The following is a 24,318-nucleotide window of genomic DNA, read 5'->3' as shown; positions in this document are numbered from 1 at the left end:
TATATTCCAGAAAGTAAGGTGACTGATCATCGGTGACCGTGATGTGAATCTTTAGTTACGCGGCTCAACGTCCGGTCGACACCGTGACAGTGAATTTCGGGTTCCGGGCGGTTTGCCGGGTGGGCCCAACCAGGGTGGTCAGCGGTGTCCTGTACTGCAGGTGGCTGTTCCAGACGGTCCAGAGCTCACCGCCGGACCTGAGGACCCGCCCGGCGTCGGCGAACAGTTTCAGGGCGATGCCCGAGTGGACAGTGCCCTCCAGGTGGAAGGGCGGGTTGAGGATGATCAGCTCGGCCGACGAGTCAGGCATCGACGACAGGGCGTCGTCGCGCATCACCGAGATGCGGTCGCCGACGCCATTGGCATCTGCTGTGGCCCGCGAGGATGCCACAGCTGATGCCGACTGGTCGGTCGCGAGTACCTCCAATGCGGGACGGGAAAGCGCGAGGAAGGCGGCAATGGTTCCGTTGCCTGACCCCAGGTCGATTGCCTGCCGTGCCTCCCGGGCCGCGGAGAGCGCTGGCAGCAGATATCGGGTCCCGGCGTCGAGCTTGGCTCCGCCAAACGTGCTGCCGAAGGCTTTCAGGATGAGTGGAGCAGGGAGCCCGACGTCGTGCGTTTCGTCGACCGGGAAGCCGCTGGTCGTTGTAGGTTGGGGTGCGGCTGCCGTCAAGATGCGTGACTTCTGCCGGGCCAAACCGGCCGTAACGCTGCCGAAGTGCCGGGCTAGGACGCCGTTCATCGCCGTGGTCATGTGCTTGACCCGGCCGCCGGCGAACACAGTGACGTCCGGGCTGGCGTGGCGGGCGATCGTCCACGCCAGCTCATCCAGCGCGGCCAGCGACCGGGGCAGCTGCAGCAGGACGATGCGCGCACCGGCCAGCAGGTCCCCGCCCAGCTGGTAGTGGGTGAAACTGTGGGTTAAACCGGCGGATCCGGCGTTGCTGGCGAGGGCCAGCTCGCCGGAGAGGGGGTCCTGGTGGGTGCGGATCGCTCGCGCACCGTGCAGCGCACCAGCTCCGAGGGTGAGTGCCCCGTAGTGGTCGCCGACGACGACGACGCCCTCCGGGTCCGCGCTGATCGCACCGGCCGCGGTGTCCAGCAGGAGGCGATCGGTGGCGTCGAACGCGAAGAGGTTCGCGGCCTCGACGTCGGGAGCCCGCCGAAGGTTGTCGAAGGAAAAGTCGTTCACAAATCTACCCATTTCAGGTCGTCTAGTTGAGCGCCGGATTTCCCGGCGGTAAGTGATGCAAGCCGGGCGGCGAAGTCCTCGACCGATGCCGTCCCGGCGTCGATCGCCACCCGGATCAGGGCCCGGTCGGGGAGATAGTCGGTTCCGAGGACTTCGATGCCGGTGTTTCTGAGGTCATTCTCGACGCGGCCGGCTTCGGCATGGCCCACCGGGACGGTCAACCGCTGCATCAGGCGGCACTGCACGGTCGGCGCCGAGTCCAGCATCCGGGACACGGCATCCGAGTAGGCGCGCACCAGCCCTCCAGCACCGAGGAGTACCCCGCCGAAGTAGCGGACCACCACCACTGCCACGTCGCTCAGGTCGGTCTCCCCATCGACCGTCTCGCGTTTAAGGATGGCGTCGAGCATCGGAGCACCGGCGGTGCCGGTGGGTTCGCCGTCGTCGTTGGCCCGCTGGATCAGCCGGTCCGGACCGAGTACCACCGCGCTGCAGTGGTGTCGGGCGCCGTGAAACTCACGGCGGAGGTCGGAGAGGAGGGTGCGTGCTTCCTCTTCGCTGGTGATCCGCCGGGCGACGGCGATGAAACGGGACCGGCGAACCTCGGTGTCATAACGATGCTCGCCCCTGACGGTCGTGTACCCGGTTACGGTTACTCCACTGTCGCTCACCGGCTCAAGTCTAATGGGCGGGGGCTCCCGCGGGCCGAAGGTCAGCGGGTTAGGCTGGGGGCATGCTCAGAATTGGCCTGACCGGCGGGATTGCCGCCGGGAAATCGCTCGTCGCCGCCCGGTTGAGTGAGCTCGGGGCGGTCCTGGTCGACGCCGATGTGCTGGCCCGCGAGGCGGTCGGGCCGGGGTCCGCTGGGCTAGCGGCCGTGGTGGCCGAGTTCGGCGATGCGGTGGTCCTTCCGGACGGCAGCCTGGACCGCCCCGTATTGGCTGCGGCGATCTTCGGGAACCCGTCCCGGCGGATGACCCTGAATTCGATTGTCCATCCCTTGGTCCGGGACCGCGCCCGTCAGCTGACTGCTGACGCGCCGCGGGCCGCCGTCGTCGTGCAGGATATCCCGCTGCTGGTGGAGACCGGCCAGCAGGACCAGTTCCATCTGGTGGTGGTGGTTGATGCGCCGGATGCCGTGCGGATTGGGCGGCTGACCTCCCTCCGGGGTATGAGTGACGACGACGCCCGGTCCCGGATCGCCGCGCAGGCGACGCGGGCGGAGCGGGCGGCTGCCGCCGACGTCGTCCTCGTCAACACGGGTACGCCCGAGGAGTTGGTCGCTGCGGTGGACCGGCTGTGGAATGAGCGGCTGGTTCCCTATAACGACAACCTGCTACGCGGCGTCCGGGCCGAGCGGGCCGGTGGGCCGCGGCTCCTGCCGCCTCAGGCCGGCTGGCAGGTGCAGGCCGAGCGGATCATCGGCAAACTGCTGCGGGCCGATCGGCGGGTGCTGGCGGTGGATCATATCGGGTCGACAGCGGTGTCGGGGCTGCCCGCGAAGGACGTCATCGACCTGCAGGTGACCGTCGCGGATATTGACGACGCCGATGTCATCGCGGGCCCGCTGCTCGCCGCCGGCTTCCCCTTGGTCGAAGGCATCGAGAGGGATGAGCCGAAGCCGGACGTCCCTGATCGGGCCCAGTGGGTGAAGCGGCTGCATGCCAACGCCGATCCGGGACGGGCTGTGAACCTTCATGTGAGAGTCGATGGTTCGCCGGGGTGGCGGTACGCGCTGTCTTTCAGGGATTGGCTTCGGGCCGACCCCGCCGCCGCGGCGCTGTATCTGGCCGAGAAGGAGCGCTGCGCGACGCTGCATGCCGCAGATCAGACGTCCTCCGGGTACGCCGCCTGCAAGGAGGACTGGTTCACGGCCGTGGCGGACCCACTGCTGCAACGGTGGGTTGCCGACACCGGGTGGGAGCCGCGGCCCGCTTCTGCCGTCGGCTAAGTCGTTCCATTCAGGACGCTAATTGTCCGGGGGAGGGTCTAACGTACTTGTATGAGCCTTGCGCAGCAGATTAACCGGGTCGTGGCACCCTTCGAAGTGATCAGCGAGTTCAACCCTGCCGGGGACCAGCCGGCGGCCATCGCGGAACTCAGTGAGCGCATCAAGGGTGGCGAGAAGGACGTGGTGCTCCTCGGCGCCACCGGTACCGGCAAGAGTGCGACGACGGCGTGGCTGATCGAACAGGTGCAACGGCCCACCCTCGTGATGGTGCAGAACAAGACCCTCGCCGCTCAGCTCGCTAACGAGTTCCGGGAGCTGATGCCCAACAACGCCGTCGAGTACTTCGTCTCCTACTACGACTACTATCAGCCGGAGGCCTACGTACCGCAGACCGATACCTTCATCGAGAAGGACTCCTCGGTCAACGAGGAGGTCGAACGGCTCCGGCACTCGGCGACCAATGCGTTGCTCACCCGACGTGACGTCATTGTGGTCGCCACCGTGTCCTGCATCTACGGTCTGGGCACCCCCGAAGAGTACGTTGCGGGGATGGTCACATTGGAGACCGGCCAGCAGATGAACCGGGATGACCTGCTCCGGAAGTTCGTGTCCATGCAGTACACGCGCAACGACATCGACTTCCATCGCGGCACCTTCAGGGTGCGCGGCGACACGGTGGAAATCATCCCGATGTATGAGGAACTGGCGCTCCGGATCGAGTTCTTCGGCGACGAGGTCGAGAAGATCTACACACTCCATCCTCTCACCGGTGAGATTGTGCGTGAAGAAACCGAGATGTACGTGTTCCCAGCGTCGCACTATGTCGCCGGCCCGGAACGCATGGATCGGGCGGTGAAGCAGATCGAGGACGAACTGCAGATGCGGTTGGCGGAGCTGGAGTCGCAGAACAAGCTCGTCGAAGCCCAGCGCCTGCGGATGCGCACCACCTATGACCTGGAAATGATGCAGCAGATGGGGTTCTGCAACGGCATCGAGAACTATTCGCGGCACATTGACGGCCGAGGGGCCGGCTCCGCGTCGCACTGCCTGCTCGACTACTTCCCCGACGATTTCCTGCTGGTGGTCGACGAGTCACACGTGACCATTCCGCAGATCGGCGCCATGTATGAAGGCGACATGTCACGGAAACGTACCCTGGTGGACCACGGCTTCCGGCTGCCGTCCGCCATGGACAACCGACCGCTCAAATGGGACGAGTTCCTGCAGCGGATTGGGCAGACCGTGTACCTGTCGGCCACACCGGGCAAGTATGAGCTGGGCAAGTCGGACGGTTTCGTCCAGCAGATCATCCGCCCCACCGGCCTGATTGACCCCGAGGTCGTCATCAAACCGAGCAAGGGCCAGATTGATGACCTGCTGGGGGAGATCCGCACCCGGGTGGAGCGTAACGAACGCGTCCTGGTCACCACGCTGACCAAGAGGATGGCCGAGGACCTGACCGGGTACCTCCTCGAACATGGGGTCAAGGTCGAGTACCTGCACTCCGACGTCGATACCCTGCGCCGGGTGGAGCTGCTCCGCGAATTGCGGCTCGGTACTTTCGACGTCCTGGTCGGCATCAACCTGCTCCGCGAGGGCCTCGACCTGCCGGAGGTTTCCCTGGTCAGCATTCTCGACGCCGACAAGGAGGGTTTCCTGCGGAGCGCCACCTCGCTGATCCAGACCATCGGCCGCGCCGCCCGGAACGTTTCCGGTGAGGTCCACATGTACGCGGACCGGATCACCGATTCGATGGCGAAGGCCATCGACGAAACCAACCGGCGTCGTGAAATTCAGGTGGCCTACAACCTCAAACACGGTGTTGACCCCCAGCCGCTACGCAAACGGATCGCCGACATCACCGATTCGATCGCCCAGGAGGACGCTGACACCCGGGCGCTGCTTGAGGAGTCGGGCAAGAAGCGCAAGGGCAAGGGGAGTGCAATGATCCGCCACGATGGTCTCGCGGCGGTACCTGCTGAAGACCTGACCGATCTGATCACCCAGTTGACCGACCAGATGCACTCCGCCGCCGGCGACCTGCACTTCGAACTCGCTGCACGGCTGCGCGACGAGGTGGGGGACCTGAAGAAGGAGCTCCGGCAGATGCAGACCGCCGGGCACGCCTAGGTCGACGTCACTCATTGTGGACCGTTACGTCCCCATCGGGTTTGGCCACGCCGGGCGCGGATCATTTCCCGATCGGGCGGATCCGCCGGTAGGATAGGGCAAACGTAGGGGAGTATCCCGAAGCGCTACGTACGTCAACACGCAGAACACAGCTGTTCTGCCGGGCGTAGCGACCGGTTGGCCAGTGGTCCCGGTGGAGAGACTTGCGGAATCCGCTGCACCCTCCGAAAGGTTCCTCATGCCTGAACCCACCCTCGAATTGCCACTGGCATTCGAAGTCGGCACATTCATTGTGCTCGGCCTGATCCTGCTCTTCGACCTGCTCCTGGTGGTCAAACGCCCGCATGAGCCCTCGATGAAGGAAGCCGGGTTGTGGGTTTCCTTCTACGTCTCCCTCGCGCTGATCTTCGCCGTCCTCATGTTCATCTTCACCGGACCCGACTACGGCGGACAGTTCGTGGCCGGCTGGGTCACTGAGTACAGTCTGAGCATTGACAACCTCTTCGTGTTCATCATCATCATGGCCCGGTTCTCCGTGCCGCGGAAGTACCAGCAGGAAGTCCTGATGGTGGGCATCATCATCGCGCTCATCCTGCGCGGAATCTTCATCCTGCTGGGCGCGGCACTGATCAGCAACTTCAGCTGGATCTTCTACATCTTCGGAGTCTTCCTGCTTTACACGGCCTACCAGCAGGCCAAGGACAGCGGCGAAGACGAGGAACACGGTAGCGAAAACAAGCTCATCGGCAGGCTTCGCACGGTCCTCCCCATGACCGACAAGTACGACGGCGGCAAGATCCGCACCATGGTCGACGGCAAAAAGGTTTTCACCCCGATGCTGATCGTGTTCGTCACGATCGGCCTTACCGACCTGCTCTTTGCCGTCGACTCGATCCCCGCAATCTTCGGCCTGACCGAGAGCGCGTTCATCGTCTTCACCGCCAACATTTTTGCCTTGATGGGCCTGCGCCAGCTGTACTTCCTGCTCGGTGGACTGATGACCCGACTGATCTACCTGAAGCATGCTTTGTCGGTCATCCTGGCGTTCATCGGCATCAAGCTGATCCTTCACGCGATGCATGAGAACGAGCTGCCGTTCATCAACAGTGGACAGCACATCGAGTGGGCGCCCGTGATCCCCACCTTCGTTTCGCTCGGCGTCATTGTCGCCACCATCGTCATTGCTGTCATCGCCAGCCTGCTCAGCCCGAAGGCCAAGCAGGCAGCCGTCGATGCGCAACTGGAGGAGGACTCCCGGAAGGCGCGCGCGGCCGACGTCGAGAGCTAGCCCTTCCTGCTCGTCCGCGCGCCACACCCGGCCCGCCAGTACCGGATTCTCCGGTTACTGGCGGGCCGGGTGTGGGTCTGAGGCCAAACGAGCCAGGCTAACCGGGCCAGCCAGTCAGGCCAAGCAGCCGGTTGAAGATGGCCTCGCCGTCGTCGGAGATCCCGTCGTGGTGGAAATCGGCTGTCTCCCACGCCTGCAAGCCCTTGACAGCGCGGGCTGTCTCCATTGACAGGTCGTGGTCCACGTAGATGTCGTCTTGGTAGACGGCGGCTGCGGCCGGGACATTATTGCGGGCGAGTTGGGCGGTGTCGTAGAGCCTGCCCCAGTCGGCCTTCGTGGCCAGGAGGTCCGCGACGTCACGCAGCGGAACCAGCGCCGGATCCTGGTCGAAATACCACGGGTACACCATTTCGCCGGTCAGCAGCGGCTCGTCAGCGGTCCGGTGGAACTGCGGGTAGTCGGCTAGGACCCGGTCGGCCGACCAAGCGGATGCCCCCGCCTGGCAGTAGATGGACTCGTGCAACAGGGCGTAGAGCGGGTTCGATGACCGGCTGACCTGAGCCCAGACGGCGTCGAGAAACACGCCGGAAAGCCTTGGGCCGTCGACGGTGCTGACAAACGCGTCCGCCAGGAGGAAGTGCAGCGCGTCGATGCGGGTGTTGCCGCCGAGGAACGAGCCGATCATCTGCAGACGCTCCACGGTGAGGCGTTCACCGGTGGGGAGCCGCTCGTGAACGGTTTCGAGGTGCCGGGCAATCCGGGTCAGCAGGGCCCGGTCGTCGGGATACTTGGTGAAGTACTCCCGGTTCCTTGCCTCCACCAGGCGGTAGGTGGCGGTGTACACGCGGTCGGGGGAGCCACCGAGCGGGGCCAGACCGCCGGTGATCAGCGCGCGCTCTATCCCTTCCGGTGCGAAAGAAAGGTAGGTCAGTGCGCAGAATCCGCCGAAGCTTTGCCCGAACACCGTCCACGGGGCTCCCACAAGTTGGCGGCGGATCAGTTCGGCGTCGGCCACAATCGAATCGGCGCGGAAATGGGTGAGATAGTCGGCCTGCGCGTCGGCGCCGCCGCGCAGGGGGAGAGTACTGGCATCCGCCGGAGTGGAGAGCCCGGTGCCGCGCTGATCGAGCATCAGGATCCTGAAGTGCCTGGCCGCAGCCTTCATCCAGCCGCCGAGTTGAGTCACCCGGCTGCCGCGACCGCCGGGGCCGCCCTGCAGGAACAGGAGCCACGGCAGCGCGGCGGTGGCGTCGTCGTCGTGATCCAGGGAACTGTACTCGCGGGCGAAAACGGTGATGGTCTCGCCGTCGTGCTCGGCGTGGCTAAGCGGCACCGTGAAATGGTGGCCGGTGGTGCGCGCCCCATGCATCAGGTGCGTTGACTCGCGGCGGTGGGGGATGACGCCGGCGGTTGGCTGACCGGTCACGCCGCTGGTCCCGCGGCGACCGTCGCGAGGGCGGGGCCGCTGAGACGGTAGGTGGTCCACTCGTCCTGCGGCAGCGCCCCGAGACCGTCGTAGAAGCTGATCGAGGGGGCGTTCCAGTTCAGGACCGACCATTCGACCCGAGCGTAGCCGCGCTCCGTGGCGATGCGCGCGAGGTTCTGGAGGAGCGCCTTGCCGTGGCCTTCGCCCCGGGCTTCGGGCCTGACGTACAGGTCCTCCAGATAGATTCCGTTGACACCCTCCCACGTCGAATAATTGAGGAACCAGAGGGCGAAGCCCTGAATGCTGTCGTCGGACTCGGCGACGTGGGCGAAAACGCTCGGCGAGTCGCCGAAGAGAGCCTGGCGGAGTTGTTCCGGAGTGTTCCTGACGGCGTCAGGTTCCTTCTCGTAAGTGGCGAGGTCGTGGATGAGCTGGAGGATGGTGGCTACATCGTCCGGGCGTGCGTCGCGGATAGTCATGGAACCAACCCTATCTACTCCACCCCCGCCGAGGCGTGAGGTCTGGCGGGTCGACGGCGTTTGGGCCCACCCGATCTGACGGTTCGGCGGGAGTGGAAGGTGAGGTGGGGCCCAACCGGCGGCTAAGGCGCCCCGACCCCTGTCACGGTGACCACTGCTGTGCCGGCCTCATCGGAGGCGGCTAGATCGATGACCGCGTTGATGCCCCAGTCGTGGTTGCCGAACGGATCCTTGAAGATCTGCCGGACCTTCCAGCTGCCGGGCACCTTCTCGATGATCAGCAGCGCCGGCCCACGGGCCTCGGGGCCGTCGTCAATGTCCTCGTAGTCGCCGAAGTAGCCGTCGAGGGCTTCAGCCCAACGGTCAGCATCCCAACCGGACACGCCGTCCAGAGCGCCGAGCGCCACGTCATCCTCGTCAGCGAAGAGCTTGACCCGCTGGAACATCTCGTTGCGGACCATCACGCGGAACGCCCGCTCGTTGGAGGTCACCGAGTCGGGCTCCGGCGGCAGCTCGAGGGTGGCCCCGCTCTCAGCACGGCCACCGGCGGCCAGCAGCTCCCATTCCTCGAGGAGGCTCGAGTCGACCTGGCGGATCAGTTCGCCGAGCCATTCGATGATGTCGGTGAGGTCCTCGCGCAGCGCCTCGGTGGGGACCGTCTGGCGCAGCGCCTTGTAGCAGTCGGCTAGATAGCGGAGAAGGATGCCCTCGGACCGGGTGAGGGAGTAGTAGGCAACATACTCGCCGAAGTTCATGGCCCGCTCGTACATGTCCCGGACCACCGACTTGGGGGTCAGCTCGAAGTCGCCCAGCCAGGGCGCACCGCTGCGGTAGACGTCGAACGCCTGGAACAGCAGTTCCGCCATCGGCTGCGGGTAGGTGACTTCTTCGAGGAGGGCCATCCGCTGGTCGTAGTCGACGCCGTCGGCCTTCATGACTCCGATCGCCTCGCCGCGCGCCTTCTTCTCCTGGGCGTTGAGGACCTGGCGGGGCTTCTCGAGGGTCGCTTCGATCACCGAGACGACGTCGAGCGCGTAGGTGGGGCTCTCCGGGTCGAGCAATTCGAGGCTGGCCAGCGCGAACGGGGAGAGCGGCTGGTTGAGGGCGAAGTTGGCTTGCAGGTGGACCTTCAGCCGGATGCTCCGGCCGTCGGCGTCCGGCTCGGGAAGCTGTTCAACAATCCCCGCGGTGACCAGCGACCGGTAGATGCCGATGGCCTTGCGGGTCAGCTGCAGCTGGGAGGCCCTGGTCTCGTGGTTTTCGTTCAGCAGCCGCTGCGCCGCGGAAAACGGGTTGCCCGGCCGTTCCAGCAGATTGAGCAGCATCGAGTGGCTGACGGCGAAACTCGAGGTCAGCGGCTCAGGTGTCCCGGCGGCCAGTCGCTCGTACGTGGGCTTACCCCACGACACGAACCCGGTGGGCGGCTTTTTCCTGACCACCTGGCGGAGCTTCTTCTGATCGTCGCCGAACTTCCCCACAGCCTTCGCCAAGGCCCGGGTGTTCTCGACCACATGGTCGGGCGCCTGTACGACGACGGTTCCCGCCGTGTCATACCCCGCCCGGCCGGCCCGGCCAGCGATCTGGTGAAACTCGCGGGCGTTGAGCAGCCGGGTGCGGACGCCGTCGTACTTGCTCAGGGCGGTGAGCAGTACCGTGCGGATGGGAACATTGATGCCGACGCCGAGTGTATCGGTGCCGCAGATGACCTTGAGTAGTCCCGCCTGGGCGAGCTGTTCAACCAGCCGGCGGTACTTGGGGAGCATCCCCGCGTGGTGAACGCCGATCCCGTGACGCACCAGCCGGTTCAGCGTCTTACCGAACCCCGAGGAGAATCGGAAGGTTGCGATGAGGTCAGCGATCCTGTCCTTCTCCTCACGGGAGCAGACGTTCACGCTCATCAGGTTCTGCGCGCGCTCGATCGCTTCGGCCTGACTGAAGTGCACCACGTAGACGGGTGCCTGCCGGGTGCTAAGTAGTTCCTCAAGCGATTCCTGGACCGTGGTTTCCACATAGTAGAAATGCAACGGGATGGGCCGTTCGGCGCTGCTGATGGTGGTGCTGTGCCGGCCGGTGCGCTCGGTCAGCTCGTCCTCGAAGCGGGCCATGTCGCCGAGGGTTGCCGACATCAGGAGGAACTGGGCCTGGGGGAGTTCGAGCAGGGGTACCTGCCAGGCCCAGCCGCGCTGCGGGTCGGAGTAGAAGTGGAACTCGTCCATGATGACGGTGCCGACGTCGGCCTGTTCGCCCTCACGGAGGGCGATGTTCGCCAGGATTTCGGCAGTACAACAGATGATGGGGGCATCCTGGTTGACGCTCGAGTCGCCGGTGATCATGCCGACGTTCTCGGCGCCGAAGGTCTCGCAGAGGCCGAAGAACTTTTCGGAGACGAGGGCCTTGATGGGTGCCGTGTAGTAGCTGCGCTTGCCGCGGGCGATCGCGTCGAAGTGGGCTGCCACGGCTACCAGCGACTTTCCCGATCCGGTGGGCGTCGCGAGGATCACGTTGTTGCCCGAGACCAGTTCCAGTACCGCTTCGTCCTGCGCCGGATACAGGTTCATCCCCTCGCTCGTCGTCCACTCGAGGAACGCACTGTAAACGTCGTCGGGCTGGGCGGTGCCTGCGGGGAGGTGTTCCTGAATTCTCATAGGGCTCCAGCCTATCCGTAGCAGCCCCGGCGCCCGATACGCTGGGGTGAAGCGATGGGATCCCACACAGTATTCTCTTCACTCTGAACACCGGGGCAGGCCGTTCCTCGATCTGGTGGTCAGGATCAGCCACCCGGCGCCACACGTCATCGTCGATCTCGGCTGCGGACCGGGGGATCAGACCCGGCTGCTGGCTGACCGCTGGCCAGAGGCCGAGGTGCTCGGCCTTGATTCCTCACCGGACATGGTGGAACGGGCGAGGGACTCGCCGGACCTGCCGCCGAACCTCCGGTTCGAGGTGGGCGACGTCCGTGACTGGCTGCCGGGGTCCGACGTCGACGTCGTCACCACCAACGCCGTCCTCCATTGGGTGCCGGGTCAGGCTGAGCTGGTCGAGTCGTGGGCGCGAGCGCTCCGGCCGGGTGCGTGGCTTGCGCTGCAGGTGCCGGGAAACTTCGGCTCGCCGGCGCATACGCTGATGCGGGAACTCGCCGGATCGGGGGCGTGGCGGGACAAGCTCCGGAGTGTCCTGCGACACACCGACGTCGTCTCCGAACCGACCGACTACCTTCGATCGCTCAGCGGCGTGGGCATGAACGCCGACGTGTGGGAAACCACCTACCAACACGTGCTCACCGGGCCGGATCCGGTGCTGCAATGGCTTATGGGCACCGGTCTGCGCCCGGTACTGCACGCCCTTGGCGACGACGACGGCGCCGCCTTCGTCGAGCAGTACGCGGCCCTTCTCCGCGGAGCTTACCAGGACGAGCCGTGGGGGACGGTCTTCGGCTTCCGGCGGATCTTCGCCGTCGGCGTCAAGAATCGCGCGGAGTGAGCGCAAGAACCCTTCTCTCGCCCAGGGTTGTGCACAGCCGGTCAGAAGCGGGCCCCATATCTTGACGGCAGGATTGGCGCAGCTATGGCGGGTCGCAGGAATCATTTGTGCAGTTGTGGCGGGTGACAGTGCCTCTAACCGGTCACACGTGCACATAAGTTTCCAGAGCGTACATCCCTACGACGGTGTGCCCGCCGGGATGACGTCCGCGCGGCAGGGTTACCAGCCGCGGGCGCGCCACTCGTCGAGATGCGGGCGCTCGGCACCGATCGTGGTTCCCTTGCCGTGGCCGGGATGCACCAGGGTGTCGTCCGGCAGGTAGTCGAAGATCCGTTCCGAAAGGTCGTTCAGCAGCGACTCGAACCGGGCCGCGTCGCCCTGCGTGTTGCCCACGCCGCCGGGGAACAGCGAGTCCCCGGTGAACAGGTGAGCCGGGCCATGCGGATCCCGGTAGAGCAACGCCACGCTGCCGGGCGTGTGCCCGCGCAGCTTGATGGCTTCAAGGTCGAAACCCTCAAAAGTGCTGATGTCCCCGTGATTGAGCGGCACATCGGTGGGCACCACAATGTCTTGAACATCTTCGGCGCCGGCGGCGGTGCGCGCCTTGGTTTGCCCGACGACGTCGGCCAGCGCCCGCACATGGTCCCAGTGCGAGTGGGTGGTGACAATCAGTGCCAGCGTCGGCTCGGCAGGGGTGTCGGCCGCGCCCTCCCTAAGTAGCTGCATGATGGCGTCTGCGTCGTCGGCGGCGTCAATCAGCACCTGGGTGCCTGTGGCCTTCGACGTGAGCAGGTAGACGTTGTTGTCCATCTCGCTGACGGATAGTGAACGGATGGTCAGGTCGGGGAGGTCAGCTATCAGCATGGTGGAAGCCTACTGCTTGGACCGATGGTCCAGCGACACGCAAGTCCCTCCGCATCGTGTGTCACGATACGCTGCGATGCAAGACGCGGTGTTGATCGATCACCGAACAGCGCCGCGAAGCCGAAACCCCGCGGTCGCAGTCTTTCCTGACCGTGCCGTCTCCGCAGCAGCCTCCGCGGAGACCCAAGTACGACGCCGGACGAGTGCTCTGGTCCCGGCTCGACGAACTCCCTGAGGACCGCTACGTCTACGCAGCATTTGATGCGTTCGTTGAAGCCGCGGCCGTTCCCGCTGAAAGGGCCCGGGCCTGGGTGGTCGTGCGATCGATGTCCTGCTTACTGTGGGTGGGTGCAGCGGGGCCTGACACTGGATCGGCCCAGGTGTCATCGAATACTGAGCCTGTTCACATAAGGTGTGCCGCTGAGGGATCGGTTTGGGATGCAGGTGGCGCGCGGCATCGATGATGGCCCGTTATCAATGGGCAGTGGCGGACTTCCATCCGGCCGACCAAACGTGCATTGGGGATACTCCATGAAGGAGCAGAGGCGCGTACTCGATCGCTGATCGACGTCGAACTACTCATCGAAGAGGTCAGCGAAAGGTCGAGGTCCGCGAGGGCGAGCACTGGCTCGAAGAAATGATCCGTCAGCCTGCGTCAGATTCCCAAGCCCTCGCAGCATTTGGGCCCAGAGACGGACGAGTGTCCCAGTACGCCATTGGCTATCGGGACCTTGTTCAGGTGCTCCTCGCCCGGTACTCGGTGGCGAACTTGCTCGGTGTGGATCCGGTGACGCGGGAGAAATCGCGGGTGAAATGGGCTTGATCGGCGTAGCCCAGCATCGCGGCGGTCCCTGCCAGGGTTCCCGCCGTGGTGCGCAATTGCTCCGCGGCTTCTTGGAGACGGCGTCGCTGGATGAGCCACTTTGGGGTTAACCCGAGCCGGCGGTGAATCAGGCGTTGCAGGGTACGTTCGGAAAGCTCTGTCTCGACGCAGAGCTGGGCGACTGTCAGGAGGTCGGAGCGTTCCTCTACGAGAGCCACGACGCGGTCGACGAGTTCACCTTCCGGGTCGACCGGGAGTAGTGGGAGGAGGGCCTCGCTGAACGCGGTCATCACTGCCCGGTGCGCTCCCGGGGAATGCGGGTCATTGAACATTGCTGCGCGGACACGGTCGGTCAGCTCCTTTCCGGACCGGCCGAGGACGTCGGACACGTCGACGTGCCGGTCGGTGAATCGGGCCATCGAGCCCCGGCCGATGAGTGAGCCGGCGGCCGGAGTGCACATGACACCTCCGGCCCACCCGTTCCCGGTCAGTACTGTCTGCGACAGGCCGGTCGTGACGCCGTAGAAGCGGGCGTAGTCCGAAGCGATTACGAGCAACGACACCGGGTACTGCAGAACCCGCTGCACTGACTGCTCACCCGCAGGGACGGACCAGACCGGTATCCAAAACCGCTGCACGAGGCTCGCCAGCTCGGACGGAGCCGGATACCGGTACATCACGTGCGAAGCGTCGTCGGGCGCCTTCAGGTGAGCTCGCTCGATCTCGTCCAGAGTACGCGGTGCTGTGTCGGGTTCCATCAATACTTAGGATGCCTCATCTGGCACCGTTGAGCATATGAATTCCACAGCCATCGCCTACGAGGCCGCCCTCCGCCCCCTCTCCCTCATTCTCGACTCGGTTCCGGCCGAGGCATGGACCGACCCTTCGCCATGCACTGGATGGACCGCACGGCATGTTGTTGCGCACATGATTGACACGCAGCGGAACCTGCTCTCCGAACATGGCCACGACCTCGGGCCGACCCCCGACCTGACCGACCCTGCTGCCGGGTTCCGAGATCACACCGAACGAGTATCGATCGTGATCAGCTGCGATGACGTCACCGACGTCGCGTATGACGGCTTCTTCGGCCCCACCACCGTGGGCGCGACCCTGGAGCAGTTCTATGTCTGGGATATGCTCGTCCACCGCTGGGACATCGCCCGAGCCACGGGTGGGAACGAGGTCATCTTTCCCGAAGAGATGGACCGCATCGAAGCTGGCGCTGACAGCTTCGGCAGCGCGTTGCACATGGACGGAATCTGCGGACCCGCCGTACCTGTCCCCGCGGATGCTGACCGGCAGACCCGGCTTTTAGGTCGGCTCGGGCGCATCACCTCGTGATCTAACGAGCACCGCTGGACTACCCGATTCGGCTCACATAGGGATGGGCTTACGGGCCGGCTCGGAACCGGAGATCGGCGCGAGCCTGCGGAGAGGGGCGCGCTCCAAGTGATGTTCCGGTGACTCGTTTTTTCTTGCGCAATGGCGGCATAAGCAGAACAGCTTGCAGCCGATCAACCTTCGAGTTCAGAGCCTCTTGTGCCCGATCGTTATGTAGTGCCATCTTTGCTGGCGTACCCCTAGCCTTGCGTGTCAGGCCGGAACAAGAGCTCATAGCAAGTCAGCTCAATCGCTTCGGGCGAGTACCAGGAAATAGATCATCGTGTCTACTCCAGTTTTAGCCGAAGAGAGCCGGGACGGATCCACGAACAGTTCCGGACCGCCCCCGACGTATCCCACGTCTAGGCACGCCGGGCAGTGACGGTCACGGCCGGGGCCCGGGGACGCGTGGAACAATGTGGATCAACGGTCCGGCCGCGAGATGGCAGGACGAAAACGATCAACAGACAGCGACCGAAAGGCCACCGTGAATCCTGGCGCAACAGGTAGCACCGATGTCACCAGTTGGCTCCGCATTGACCAGGCAAGTTCCGTCCCTCCCTACGAACAGCTCCGGGTCCAGATTCTCGACGCCGCCAACCAGGGTTCCCTGCCCGTAGGCACCCGGTTGCCGCCGGTGCGCACTTTGGCCGCCCATCTGGGCGTCGCAGTCAACACCGTCGCCCGGGCCTACCGGGAACTCGAGCAGGCAAACATTGTGGTCACCCGGTCACGGGCCGGAACGGTCGTCGCCGCCGCCGGAGATGAGGCACGGCAACGCGCCGCGGCGGCCGCCGACGGTTACGCCGAGGTGATCAAAGCCAACGGGCTCACCGAGGACGAAGCGGTAGCTTATCTGAGGGCCGCTCTGCGCCGACGGTGAACATCGGGACACAACGCGCCGACGACACGCTGAAAAGACACCTATCGAATATGTATTCGAACAATGTTTCAATTAGAGTGAATGGGTGTCTATTGCAACTTCGCTCGAATCCGAGTTTTCCGACCCTCACCTGCCGCAGGATCTTTCGCGCCTGATCGTCAAGGGGGCGCGCGAGCACAACCTGCGCAACGTCGACCTCGACCTGCCGCGGGACGCGATGATCGTCTTCACCGGGCTCTCCGGGTCGGGTAAGTCCTCCCTCGCGTTCGACACCATTTTTGCCGAAGGCCAGCGACGCTACGTCGAGTCCCTGTCCGCCTACGCCAGGCAATTCCTCGGCCAGGTGGACAAGCCGGATGTTGACTTCATCGAGGGCCTGTCACCGGCGGTGTCCATCGACCAGAAGTCAACCAACAAGAACCCCCGTTCAACGGTCGGCACCATCACCGAGATCTACGACTACATGCGCCTTCTCTGGGCGCGCGTCGGACGCCCGCACTGCCCCACCTGCGGCGAGCCGGTGGCCAAACAGACCCCCCAGCAGATCGTCGACCAGCTGCTGGAACTGGAGGAGGGCACCCGCTTCCAGATCCTCGCCCCGGTGGTCCGTGGCCGCAAAGGTGAGTTCGTCGACCTGTTCCAGGAGCTGACCGCCAAGGGGTACGCGCGCGCCCGGGTCGACGGCGACGTCGTCCAGCTCTCCGATCCGCCCAAGCTCGGCAAACAGTACAAACACACCATCGAAGTGATCGTTGACCGCCTGGTGGTCAAGGACGGCATCAGCCAACGGCTCACCGACTCGGTGGAGACGGCCCTAAAGCTGGCCGACGGTCGGGTGCTCGCCGATTTCGTCGACCTTCCCGAAAAGGACAGCAAGCGCGTCCGGGCGTTCTCCGAACATTTGGCCTGCCCCAACGAGCACCCGCTCGCCATCGACGAGATTGAGCCCCGCTCGTTCTCCTTCAACAACCCCTTCGGCGCGTGCCCGGCGTGTACCGGCATCGGTACCAAACTTGAGGTCGATGAGGAACTGGTGGTCCCCAACCCGGACCTCACTCTCGCTGAGGGGGCCATTGCCCCCTGGTCGCTGGGCACCGCAACCCTCGAATACTGGAACCGACTCCTCGAAGGGCTCTCCAAGGAGCTCAACTTCACGATGGACGTGCCGTGGCGCAAGCTACCGGACCGTGCCCGCGAGGCCGCCCTGTACGGCAAGGACCACAAGGTGGTGGTGCAGTACAAGAACAGGTTCGGGCGCGAGCGTAAGTACAGCACCGGCTTCGAGGGTGCCGTGCAGTACATCCACCGCAAGCACCTCGAAACCGAATCAGATCACGCGCGTGACCGCTACGAGGAGTACATGCGGCAGATCCCCTGCCCTGCATGCGGGGGAGCCCGGCTGAATCCCGCCTCACTGTCGGTCCTGATCAACGGCAAATCCATCTCCTCGGTCGCCGCCATGCCGATGCGCGACTGCAGCGACTTCCTCAACAACCTGGTCCTGACCGGCCGTGAAGCCCAGATCGCCGCCCAGGTGCTCAAGGAGATCCAGGCCCGCCTCCAGTTCCTGCTCGACGTCGGGCTGGAATACCTCAACCTCGAACGCGCCTCCGGGACCCTTTCCGGCGGTGAGGCGCAGCGCATCCGTCTGGCCACCCAGATCGGTTCGGGCCTGGTGGGTGTCCTCTACGTCCTGGACGAGCCGTCGATTGGTTTGCACCAACGCGACAACCGCCGGCTGATTGAAACCCTGGCCCGGCTCCGCAACCTCGGGAACACGCTCATTGTTGTGGAGCATGACGAGGACACCATTCAGGAAGCCGACTGGATCGTCGACATCGGTCCCGGCGCCGGCGAGCACGGCGGCGAGGTGGTGCACTCCGGCCTCCTCGAAGACTTGCTCACCAACGAGCGCTCCATCACCGGCGATTACCTGTCGGGTCGCCGGAAGATCGAGATCCCGAAGAAGCGTCGGAAGATCGACAAGTCAAGGCAACTGAAGGTGATCGGCGCCCGCGAGCACAACCTGACCTCCTTCGATATTGCCTTCCCGCTGGGCGTCCTGACCGCCGTCACCGGGGTCAGCGGATCGGGAAAGTCGACCCTGGTCAACGAGATCCTGTACAAGGTCCTGGCCAACAAGCTCAACGGCGCCAAGCAGGTGGCCGGGCGGCACAAGCGAATCGACGGCCTCGAGCACCTCGATAAGGTGGTCCACGTCGATCAGAGCCCGATCGGCAGGACACCACGGTCCAATCCCGCGACCTACACCGGTGTGTTCGACAACATCAGGAAGCTTTTCGCCGAGACCACCGAGGCGAAGGTCCGCGGGTACCTCCCGGGCCGGTTCTCCTTCAACGTGAAGGGCGGGCGCTGCGAAGCGTGCTCCGGTGATGGCACCCTGAAGATCGAAATGAACTTCCTGCCGGACGTGTATGTACCGTGCGAGGTCTGCCACGGGCAGCGCTACAACCGCGAGACGCTCGAAGTTCACTACAAGGGCAAAACCATCGCCGATGTGCTGAACATGCCGATCGAGGAAGGCGCCGAGTTCTTTGCCGCCTTCAGCCCCATCGCCCGGCACCTCACCACCCTGGTGGATGTTGGTCTCGGGTATGTCCGGCTGGGACAGCCGGCCACCACCCTCTCCGGCGGCGAAGCGCAGCGCGTGAAGCTGGCCAGCGAGCTGCAGAAGCGGTCCAACGGTCGTAGCATCTACGTGCTCGACGAACCGACTACCGGCCTGCATTTCGAGGACATCCGCAAACTCCTGCTTGTCCTGCAAGGGCTGGTGGACAAAGGCAACACGGTGATCACCATCGAGCACAACCTCGACGTGATCAAAAGCGCGGACTGGGTTATCGACCTCGGGCCCGACGGCGGATCCGGCGGCGGGCAGATTATCGCCACCGGCACTCCGGAGCAGGTCGCCAAGTCGACCACCAGCTACACGGGGACCTTCCTCGCCGAGACTCTCGGACGATAGGCAGTCCCGATATATTCCGCAGAGGGAATGCAGTTATCGGGTGGGCACCGGCTGTGGGAAACTTGGCCGGTGATGGATTACCGCCTGCTCGTGCTCTTTGACCTTGATGGAACCCTCGTCGACCCCGCAGGCGCCATCACCGGGGGAATCGTCTCATCGTTGGAGGCCCACGGGCTGCCACGCCCCTCCGACACTGCTTTGCGGGCCATGGTCGGACCACCCCTGATGACGTCGCTGCGCAGCATCGGGGGCGTTCCCCAGCATCAACTGGAGTCGGTCATCGCGCACTACCGTGAGGGCTACCGCAGCCACGGGATGGCCGGCAGCAAACCGTACCCGGGCGTCATCGGCGTCGTCGAGGCACTGCGGTCCGGCGGCCACCTGGTCGCCGTAGCCACGCAGAAGCCACAGGGACTCGCCCGGGAGCTACTCCGGGTGCAGCGGATGGACACCCTGTTCGGCTCCATTCACGGGTCGCCCGACGAGGAGCATGCGCCCGGGATGGAAGGGAAAACACCCATCATCGCCGCCGCCTTGGCCGAGTATCAGGGTGGGTACGACGGCGCCATCATGGTCGGCGACCGGTCGCACGACATTACCGGGGCGGCAGCGAACGGGCTGGACTGCATCCCGGTGACCTGGGGGTTCGGGTCAGCCGAAGAATTCAGCGCCGCGGGCGCCACCCAGCCGGCGGACTCGGCCGAGCGGCTGTTGGAACTGATCCTCACCAGGGTGCAGCGTGGGGTGGACCATGGGAATCTATGACCTGACCCGGAGCGGCACCCGGGGCCTGATCGCCGGACTGTGCCGGCCGACCGTTGAAGGCCTCGCCAACGTTCCTGCCGACGGGCCGCTGATCGTTGCAGCGAACCATCTGTCGTTCCTGGACAGTGTGCTGATCCAGGCGCTCATGCCACGGCCCGTCGCCTTCTTCGCCAAAGCCGAGTACTTCACCGGCCGCGGTATCAAGGGCAAGGCCATGCGCTCGTTCTTCGAGGGCGTTGGCTCGATCCCGGTCGAACGGGGGCAGCAGGCGGCGAGTGTCCAGGCGCTGAAAACACTTCACAAACTCCTGGAAGGCGGCAACGGGATCGGGATCTATCCCGAGGGTACCCGGTCCCGGGACGGGCTGCTTTACCGGGGGCGGACCGGCGTCGGCTGGCTCGCCCTGACCACCGGTGCGCCGGTCCTCCCCGTAGGGCTGGTCGGCACCGAGGGCCTGCAGCCGGCCGGCCAGAAACGCATCAAACCCCAGCACTTCACCATGAGGATCGGCGTGCCCCTGTACTTCGAGAAGACCGGGCCGGGTCACTCCCTTCCGGCACGCCGGCACGCCACCGACACCATCATGGATTCCATCGCAGCGCTGAGCGGCCAACAACGTTCCACCAGCTACAACCAGAGTCCGGTGCTTGAGTAATGGCCGATCCCCGCAGCTACCGGCCCAAGACCGGCGAGATTCCGGTCGACCCTGGCGTTTACCGTTTCAGGGACGAACATTCCCGCGTGGTTTATGTGGGGAAGGCTAAGAATCTTCGGTCCCGGCTGAACTCCTACTTCGCGAACCCGCAGGGCCTGCTGCCCCGCACCCGGGCGATGGTGTTCACCGCAGCGAGTGTTGAGTGGACAGTGGTGGGCAGCGAGCTCGAAGCCTTGCAGCTCGAATACACCTGGATCAAAGAGTTCAACCCCCGGTTCAACGTCATGTTCCGCGACGACAAGTCCTACCCTTACCTTGCGGTCACGATGGGGGAGAAGTACCCCAGGGTTCAGGTGATGCGCGGGGACCGCCGGAAGGACACCCGCTATTTCGGGCCGTTCTACCCGGCCAAGGCGATCCGCGAGACCGTCGATACCCTGCTCCGGGTCTTCCCCGTACGGACGTGCAGCAGCGGAGTTTTCAAACGTGCCGAGCGCACTGGCCGTCCCTGCCTCCTGGGCTACATCGACAAGTGCTCGGCACCGTGCGTCGGACGGATCACCCCCGAGGACCATCGGGACCTCGCGGCCCAGTTCTGCGACTTCATGGGGGGCCAGGCGACCCGGTTCATCGTCGACCTGGAAAAAAGGATGACCGCCGCCGTCGCCGAGCTGGACTACGAGTCGGCGGCGAGGATCCGCGACGATATCGCCGCCTTGAAACGCGTGTTCGAACGCAACACCGTGGTGCTCTCCGAGGACACCAACGCCGACATCTTTGCCCTGAAGGAAGACGAGCTTGAGGCCGCGGTCCAGGTGTTCCACGTCCGCGGTGGCCGGATCCGCGGTCAGCGCGGTTGGATGGTGGAGAAGGTCGAGGACATGAGCACCGCCGACCTGGTGGAGCACCTCCTGCAGCAGGTGTACGGCGACGGCAGCAGCAGCAACAACCAGATCCCCCGCGAAGTGCTTGTACCGGAGCTGCCCAGTAACGCCGAGGAGATGTCAGTCTGGCTCGCCGGGCTCCGCGGCGCCCGGGTGGACCTGCGGGTTCCCCGCCGCGGCGACAAGGCGACCCTGCTGGGAACTGTCGAGCAGAACGCCGCCGACGCGCTAAGGCTCCACAAAAGCCGCCGCGCCGGCGACCTCACCACGCGGTCCGCAGCCCTCCAGGAGCTACAGGAGGCCCTCGACCTGCCGCAGCCCCTGATGCGCATCGAGTGCTTCGACATCTCGCATGTGCAGGGCACCAACGTGGTGGCCTCCATGGTGGTGGTCGAGGACGGGCTGCCCCGCAAGGCCGACTACCGCAGGTTCTCGATCACCGGTGACGCCGCCCGCGACGACACTGCATCGATGTACGACGTGATTCAGCGCCGGTTCCGCAACTACCTGGCCGAGAAGACCGGTCCGGTGCCCCGTGAATCCGGCGAGGTTAGTGTTGACGACGGCGTCGGCACGGCAGTCCCGCTAGCCGACACCACCACCACCGCCACCCGGCACAAGTTCGCCTACCCACCCAACCTGGTCGTGGTCGACGGCGGTCAGCCGCAGGTGCACGCCGCCGCCCGGGCGCTGAAGGACCTCGGCATCGACGACGTCTTCGTCATCGGCCTCGCCAAGCGGCTCGAGGAAGTGTGGCTGCCCGACAGTGATTTCCCGGTCATCCTGCCCCGCGCCTCGGAAGGACTCTTCCTCCTGCAGCGGATCCGGGACGAGGCGCACCGGTTCGCCATCGCCTTCCACCGGCAGAAACGCGGCAAATCGATGACGGCGTCAGCGCTCGACTCGGTTCCCGGCCTCGGTCCGGCCAAAAAGAAGGCGATCCTCAGCCACTTCGGGTCGGTCAAAAAAATCCGCGCCGCAACGATCGAGGAACTGCAGGACGTGCCCGGCGTCGGTCCCTCCCTCGCGGACACACTGCAGCGCACCCTCGCGACGGAGGGACCCGATGGGGCGTCGGACGCACCCGCACCAGCAGTGAATATGGCCACCGGCGAAATCCTCGAGACTTAGTTAGGGTAGAGAGTGGGGAAGACCAGTTCGAGCCACCACAAATCGCCGGGATGGAACACGCACATGACTGAGGGCGACGACAGCCTTACTCCGATCAAGCCTGCCGAATCGGAACTACTGGTGGTGACCGGCATGTCCGGCGCCGGCAGAAGTACGGCCGCCAACGCCCTGGAAGACCACGGCTGGTACGTGGTCGAAAACCTGCCACCCCAGATGCTGGGCACCCTCACCGAGTTGGTGGCCCGGATGCCGCAGTCCATCCCGAAGCTCGCTGTCGTCGTCGACGTCCGCAGCCAGGAACTGTTCCACGATATCCGGGGGTCCCTGCAGGCGCTCCGCACGTCGGGCGTCAATTACCGGGTCCTCTTCCTCGATGCCGCCGATGATACGCTCGTGCGGCGGTTCGAGCAGGGCCGCCGGCCCCACCCGCTCCAGGACGAGGGACGGATCCTCGACGGGATCGCCGCCGAACGGGAAGTGCTGAAGGAACTCAAAGAGGCGTCCGATCTGGTGGTTGACACGTCCCTGCTGAACGTCCATGCCCTCGCCACGACCATCACCGAACTGTTCTCCGAGTCCGGCCCGATCGTCCTGCGGATCAACGTCATGAGCTTCGGCTTCAAGTACGGGCTGCCAGTCGATTCCAACTACGTTGCCGACGTCCGCTTCATTCCCAACCCGCACTGGGTACCACTGCTGCGGCCCCAGACCGGACTCGACCAGCCGGTCCGCGACTATGTGCTGGGAGCCACCGGCGCAGCGGACTTCGTGAACCGGTACGTCCACGCCCTGGAACCCGTGCTGGAGGGGTACCGGCGTGAGAACAAGCATTACGCGACCATCGCGATCGGGTGCACCGGTGGCAAACACCGGTCAGTGGCAGTCACCGAGGAGATCGCCAAGCGGCTTGCACAGCAGCCGCGTCTGCAGGTCACCGCGCATCACCGTGATCTGGGCAGGGAATAGTGGCTATTCTCACGGGGTCCCTGCCGATGCTGCCGGCGGCGGCTGCGAATCGGCGCGGGTCCGGCCCGCAGGAAAACGCACCCTCGGTGGTCGCTCTGGGCGGCGGCCACGGATTGTCGTCGTCACTCTCCGCCCTGCGGCTGCTCACCTCCGAGCTGACTGCCGTGGTGACGGTGGCCGACGACGGCGGATCGTCCGGCAAGCTCCGTAAGGAACTCGGTGTGCTTCCCCCGGGCGACCTGCGGATGGCCCTCGCCGCCCTGTGTGATGACACGGACTGGGGACGTACCTGGCGTGACGTGATGCAGCACCGGTTTACCTCCCGGCACGGTGAGGAAGGGGCGCTGGACAACCACGCGCTGGGCAACCTGCTGATTGTCACCCTCTGGGAACTGCTCGGCGATCCCGTGGCCGGGCTGCAATGGGCCGGCGCGCTCCTGGGCGCGCGGGGCCGGGTCCTCCCGATGGCCAGCGTGCCGCTGACCATCGAGGGTGACGTGCTCGCGGAGATCGATGGCGCGCTGCGCATGCGGACCGTCAGCGGACAATCGCAGCTTGCTGTCGCCGGAAGTGCCGGGAACGTCAACAACGTCCGGCTCCTCCCCGCCGGCGCCCCGGCCTGCGTGGACGCGCTCACCGCTGTTGAACTGGCTGATTGGGTGATCCTCGGGCCGGGTTCCTGGTACACGTCGGTGCTCCCGCATCTGCTCCTCCCGGAGCTTCGGGATGCACTCTGCAGCACCACTGCAAAGCGGTGCCTGACCATGAATCTCAGCAATGAAACCAAGGAAACCGTTGGCATGTCAGCGGTCGACCACCTTGCGGTGATCAGACGGTACGCCCCGGAATTCACAGTGGATGTGGTGATCGCCGATCCGGCGGTGATCGGCGACCGCGCCGAGTTCGTTGCCGCCGTCGCCGAGATGGGGGGCCGTGCCATGTTGGGTAAAGTAGGCTCTTCAACGGGCAAACCTGTTCATGATCCGCTGCGGCTCGCAACCGCGTTTCATGACATGTTTGGCGAAAACTAAT

The 24,318-nt window shown here is 65.0% G+C and carries 19 protein-coding genes; 12 read left to right on the top strand and 7 right to left on the bottom strand.

What is annotated here, in order from left to right; genetic code table 11:
* Positions 1-64: 64 nt before the first annotated feature.
* On the bottom strand, positions 65-1,192 hold the full coding sequence (locus tag ACX80G_RS09435) for a class I SAM-dependent methyltransferase (protein WP_459307383.1): 1,128 nt from the start codon (positions 1,190-1,192) through the stop codon (positions 65-67).
* Entirely contained in the window at positions 1,189-1,863 is a 675-nt protein-coding gene (locus ACX80G_RS09430) for an IMPACT family protein (protein WP_459307382.1), read from the bottom strand. Before ACX80G_RS09430 ends, ACX80G_RS09435 begins: the two co-directional genes overlap by 4 nt.
* Positions 1,864-1,925: 62 nt before the next feature.
* Between ACX80G_RS09430 and coaE the strand changes: the two genes are divergently transcribed.
* The 3 genes from coaE (at position 1,926) to ACX80G_RS09415 (ending at position 6,561) form a co-directional block, all read left to right on the top strand.
* Positions 1,926-3,143 carry a dephospho-CoA kinase gene (coaE, locus tag ACX80G_RS09425; protein ID WP_459307381.1) on the top strand — a complete coding sequence of 406 codons (1,218 nt, stop codon included), beginning with the start codon at positions 1,926-1,928 and terminating at the stop codon, positions 3,141-3,143.
* Positions 3,144-3,194: 51 nt separating this feature from the next.
* Positions 3,195-5,273, top strand: coding sequence for an excinuclease ABC subunit UvrB (gene uvrB, locus ACX80G_RS09420; protein ID WP_459307380.1), 2,079 nt, complete (start codon positions 3,195-3,197; stop codon positions 5,271-5,273).
* Between the two features lie 238 nt (positions 5,274-5,511).
* A complete protein-coding gene (locus ACX80G_RS09415; RefSeq protein WP_459307379.1) occupies positions 5,512-6,561 on the top strand; it encodes a TerC family protein in 1,050 nt (349 codons plus the stop codon).
* Positions 6,562-6,658: 97 nt separating this feature from the next.
* On the opposite strand, the gene ACX80G_RS09410 is transcribed toward ACX80G_RS09415, so the two are convergent.
* The 3 genes from ACX80G_RS09410 to ACX80G_RS09400 form a co-directional block, all read right to left on the bottom strand.
* On the bottom strand, positions 6,659-7,930 hold the full coding sequence (locus tag ACX80G_RS09410) for an alpha/beta fold hydrolase (RefSeq protein WP_459307440.1): 1,272 nt from the start codon (positions 7,928-7,930) through the stop codon (positions 6,659-6,661).
* A 53-nt stretch (positions 7,931-7,983) separates the two neighbouring features.
* Positions 7,984-8,466: a GNAT family N-acetyltransferase gene (locus tag ACX80G_RS09405; protein WP_459307378.1), complete on the bottom strand. Its 483-nt coding sequence runs from the start codon at positions 8,464-8,466 to the stop codon at positions 7,984-7,986.
* A 122-nt stretch (positions 8,467-8,588) separates the two neighbouring features.
* Positions 8,589-11,111, bottom strand: a complete 2,523-nt coding sequence (locus ACX80G_RS09400) for a DEAD/DEAH box helicase (protein WP_459307377.1) — start codon at positions 11,109-11,111, stop codon at positions 8,589-8,591.
* Between the two features lie 46 nt (positions 11,112-11,157).
* Between ACX80G_RS09400 and ACX80G_RS09395 the strand changes: the two genes are divergently transcribed.
* Positions 11,158-11,946, top strand: coding sequence for a trans-aconitate 2-methyltransferase (locus ACX80G_RS09395; RefSeq protein WP_459307376.1), 789 nt, complete (start codon positions 11,158-11,160; stop codon positions 11,944-11,946).
* Between the two features lie 219 nt (positions 11,947-12,165).
* Here ACX80G_RS09395 and ACX80G_RS09390 read toward each other — a convergent pair whose 3' ends face one another.
* A complete protein-coding gene (locus ACX80G_RS09390) occupies positions 12,166-12,810 on the bottom strand; it encodes an MBL fold metallo-hydrolase (protein ID WP_459307375.1) in 645 nt (214 codons plus the stop codon).
* A gap of 735 nt (positions 12,811-13,545) precedes the next feature.
* The gene (locus ACX80G_RS09385; RefSeq protein WP_459307374.1) at positions 13,546-14,391 is read right to left on the bottom strand and encodes a helix-turn-helix domain-containing protein; all 846 of its coding nucleotides are present in this window, start codon (positions 14,389-14,391) and stop codon (positions 13,546-13,548) included.
* A gap of 37 nt (positions 14,392-14,428) precedes the next feature.
* On the opposite strand from ACX80G_RS09385, the gene ACX80G_RS09380 reads away from it, so the two are divergent.
* From ACX80G_RS09380 to ACX80G_RS09345, 8 genes are all read left to right on the top strand, one after another.
* Positions 14,429-14,977 (top strand): maleylpyruvate isomerase family mycothiol-dependent enzyme, encoded by a 549-nt coding sequence (locus tag ACX80G_RS09380; protein WP_459307373.1) that lies wholly within the window; start codon positions 14,429-14,431, stop codon positions 14,975-14,977.
* Between the two features lie 526 nt (positions 14,978-15,503).
* Positions 15,504-15,899, top strand: coding sequence for a GntR family transcriptional regulator (locus ACX80G_RS09375; RefSeq protein WP_459307372.1), 396 nt, complete (start codon positions 15,504-15,506; stop codon positions 15,897-15,899).
* An 85-nt stretch (positions 15,900-15,984) separates the two neighbouring features.
* Positions 15,985-18,885 carry an excinuclease ABC subunit UvrA gene (gene uvrA, locus ACX80G_RS09370; protein ID WP_459307371.1) on the top strand — a complete coding sequence of 967 codons (2,901 nt, stop codon included), beginning with the start codon at positions 15,985-15,987 and terminating at the stop codon, positions 18,883-18,885.
* Between the two features lie 27 nt (positions 18,886-18,912).
* Positions 18,913-19,650 (top strand): HAD hydrolase-like protein, encoded by a 738-nt coding sequence (locus ACX80G_RS09365; RefSeq protein ID WP_459307370.1) that lies wholly within the window; start codon positions 18,913-18,915, stop codon positions 19,648-19,650.
* Positions 19,637-20,305, top strand: coding sequence for a lysophospholipid acyltransferase family protein (locus ACX80G_RS09360; RefSeq protein ID WP_459307369.1), 669 nt, complete (start codon positions 19,637-19,639; stop codon positions 20,303-20,305). The genes ACX80G_RS09365 and ACX80G_RS09360 overlap by 14 nt, the downstream gene beginning before the upstream one ends.
* Positions 20,305-22,320 (top strand): excinuclease ABC subunit UvrC, encoded by a 2,016-nt coding sequence (gene uvrC, locus ACX80G_RS09355; protein WP_459307368.1) that lies wholly within the window; start codon positions 20,305-20,307, stop codon positions 22,318-22,320. Before ACX80G_RS09360 ends, uvrC begins: the two co-directional genes overlap by 1 nt.
* A 63-nt stretch (positions 22,321-22,383) precedes the next feature.
* Complete coding sequence (rapZ, locus tag ACX80G_RS09350) at positions 22,384-23,286, top strand: RNase adapter RapZ (protein ID WP_459307367.1); 903 nt, start codon at positions 22,384-22,386, stop codon at positions 23,284-23,286.
* A complete protein-coding gene (locus ACX80G_RS09345; RefSeq protein WP_459307366.1) occupies positions 23,286-24,317 on the top strand; it encodes a gluconeogenesis factor YvcK family protein in 1,032 nt (343 codons plus the stop codon). Before rapZ ends, ACX80G_RS09345 begins: the two co-directional genes overlap by 1 nt.
* The last annotated feature ends 1 nt before the right edge of the window (position 24,318 follow it).

Source organism: Arthrobacter glycogeni (assembly GCF_054510815.1).
The sequence above is the reverse complement of the archived record's forward strand: the minus strand, read 5'-3'. Positions and strand labels throughout refer to the sequence as shown.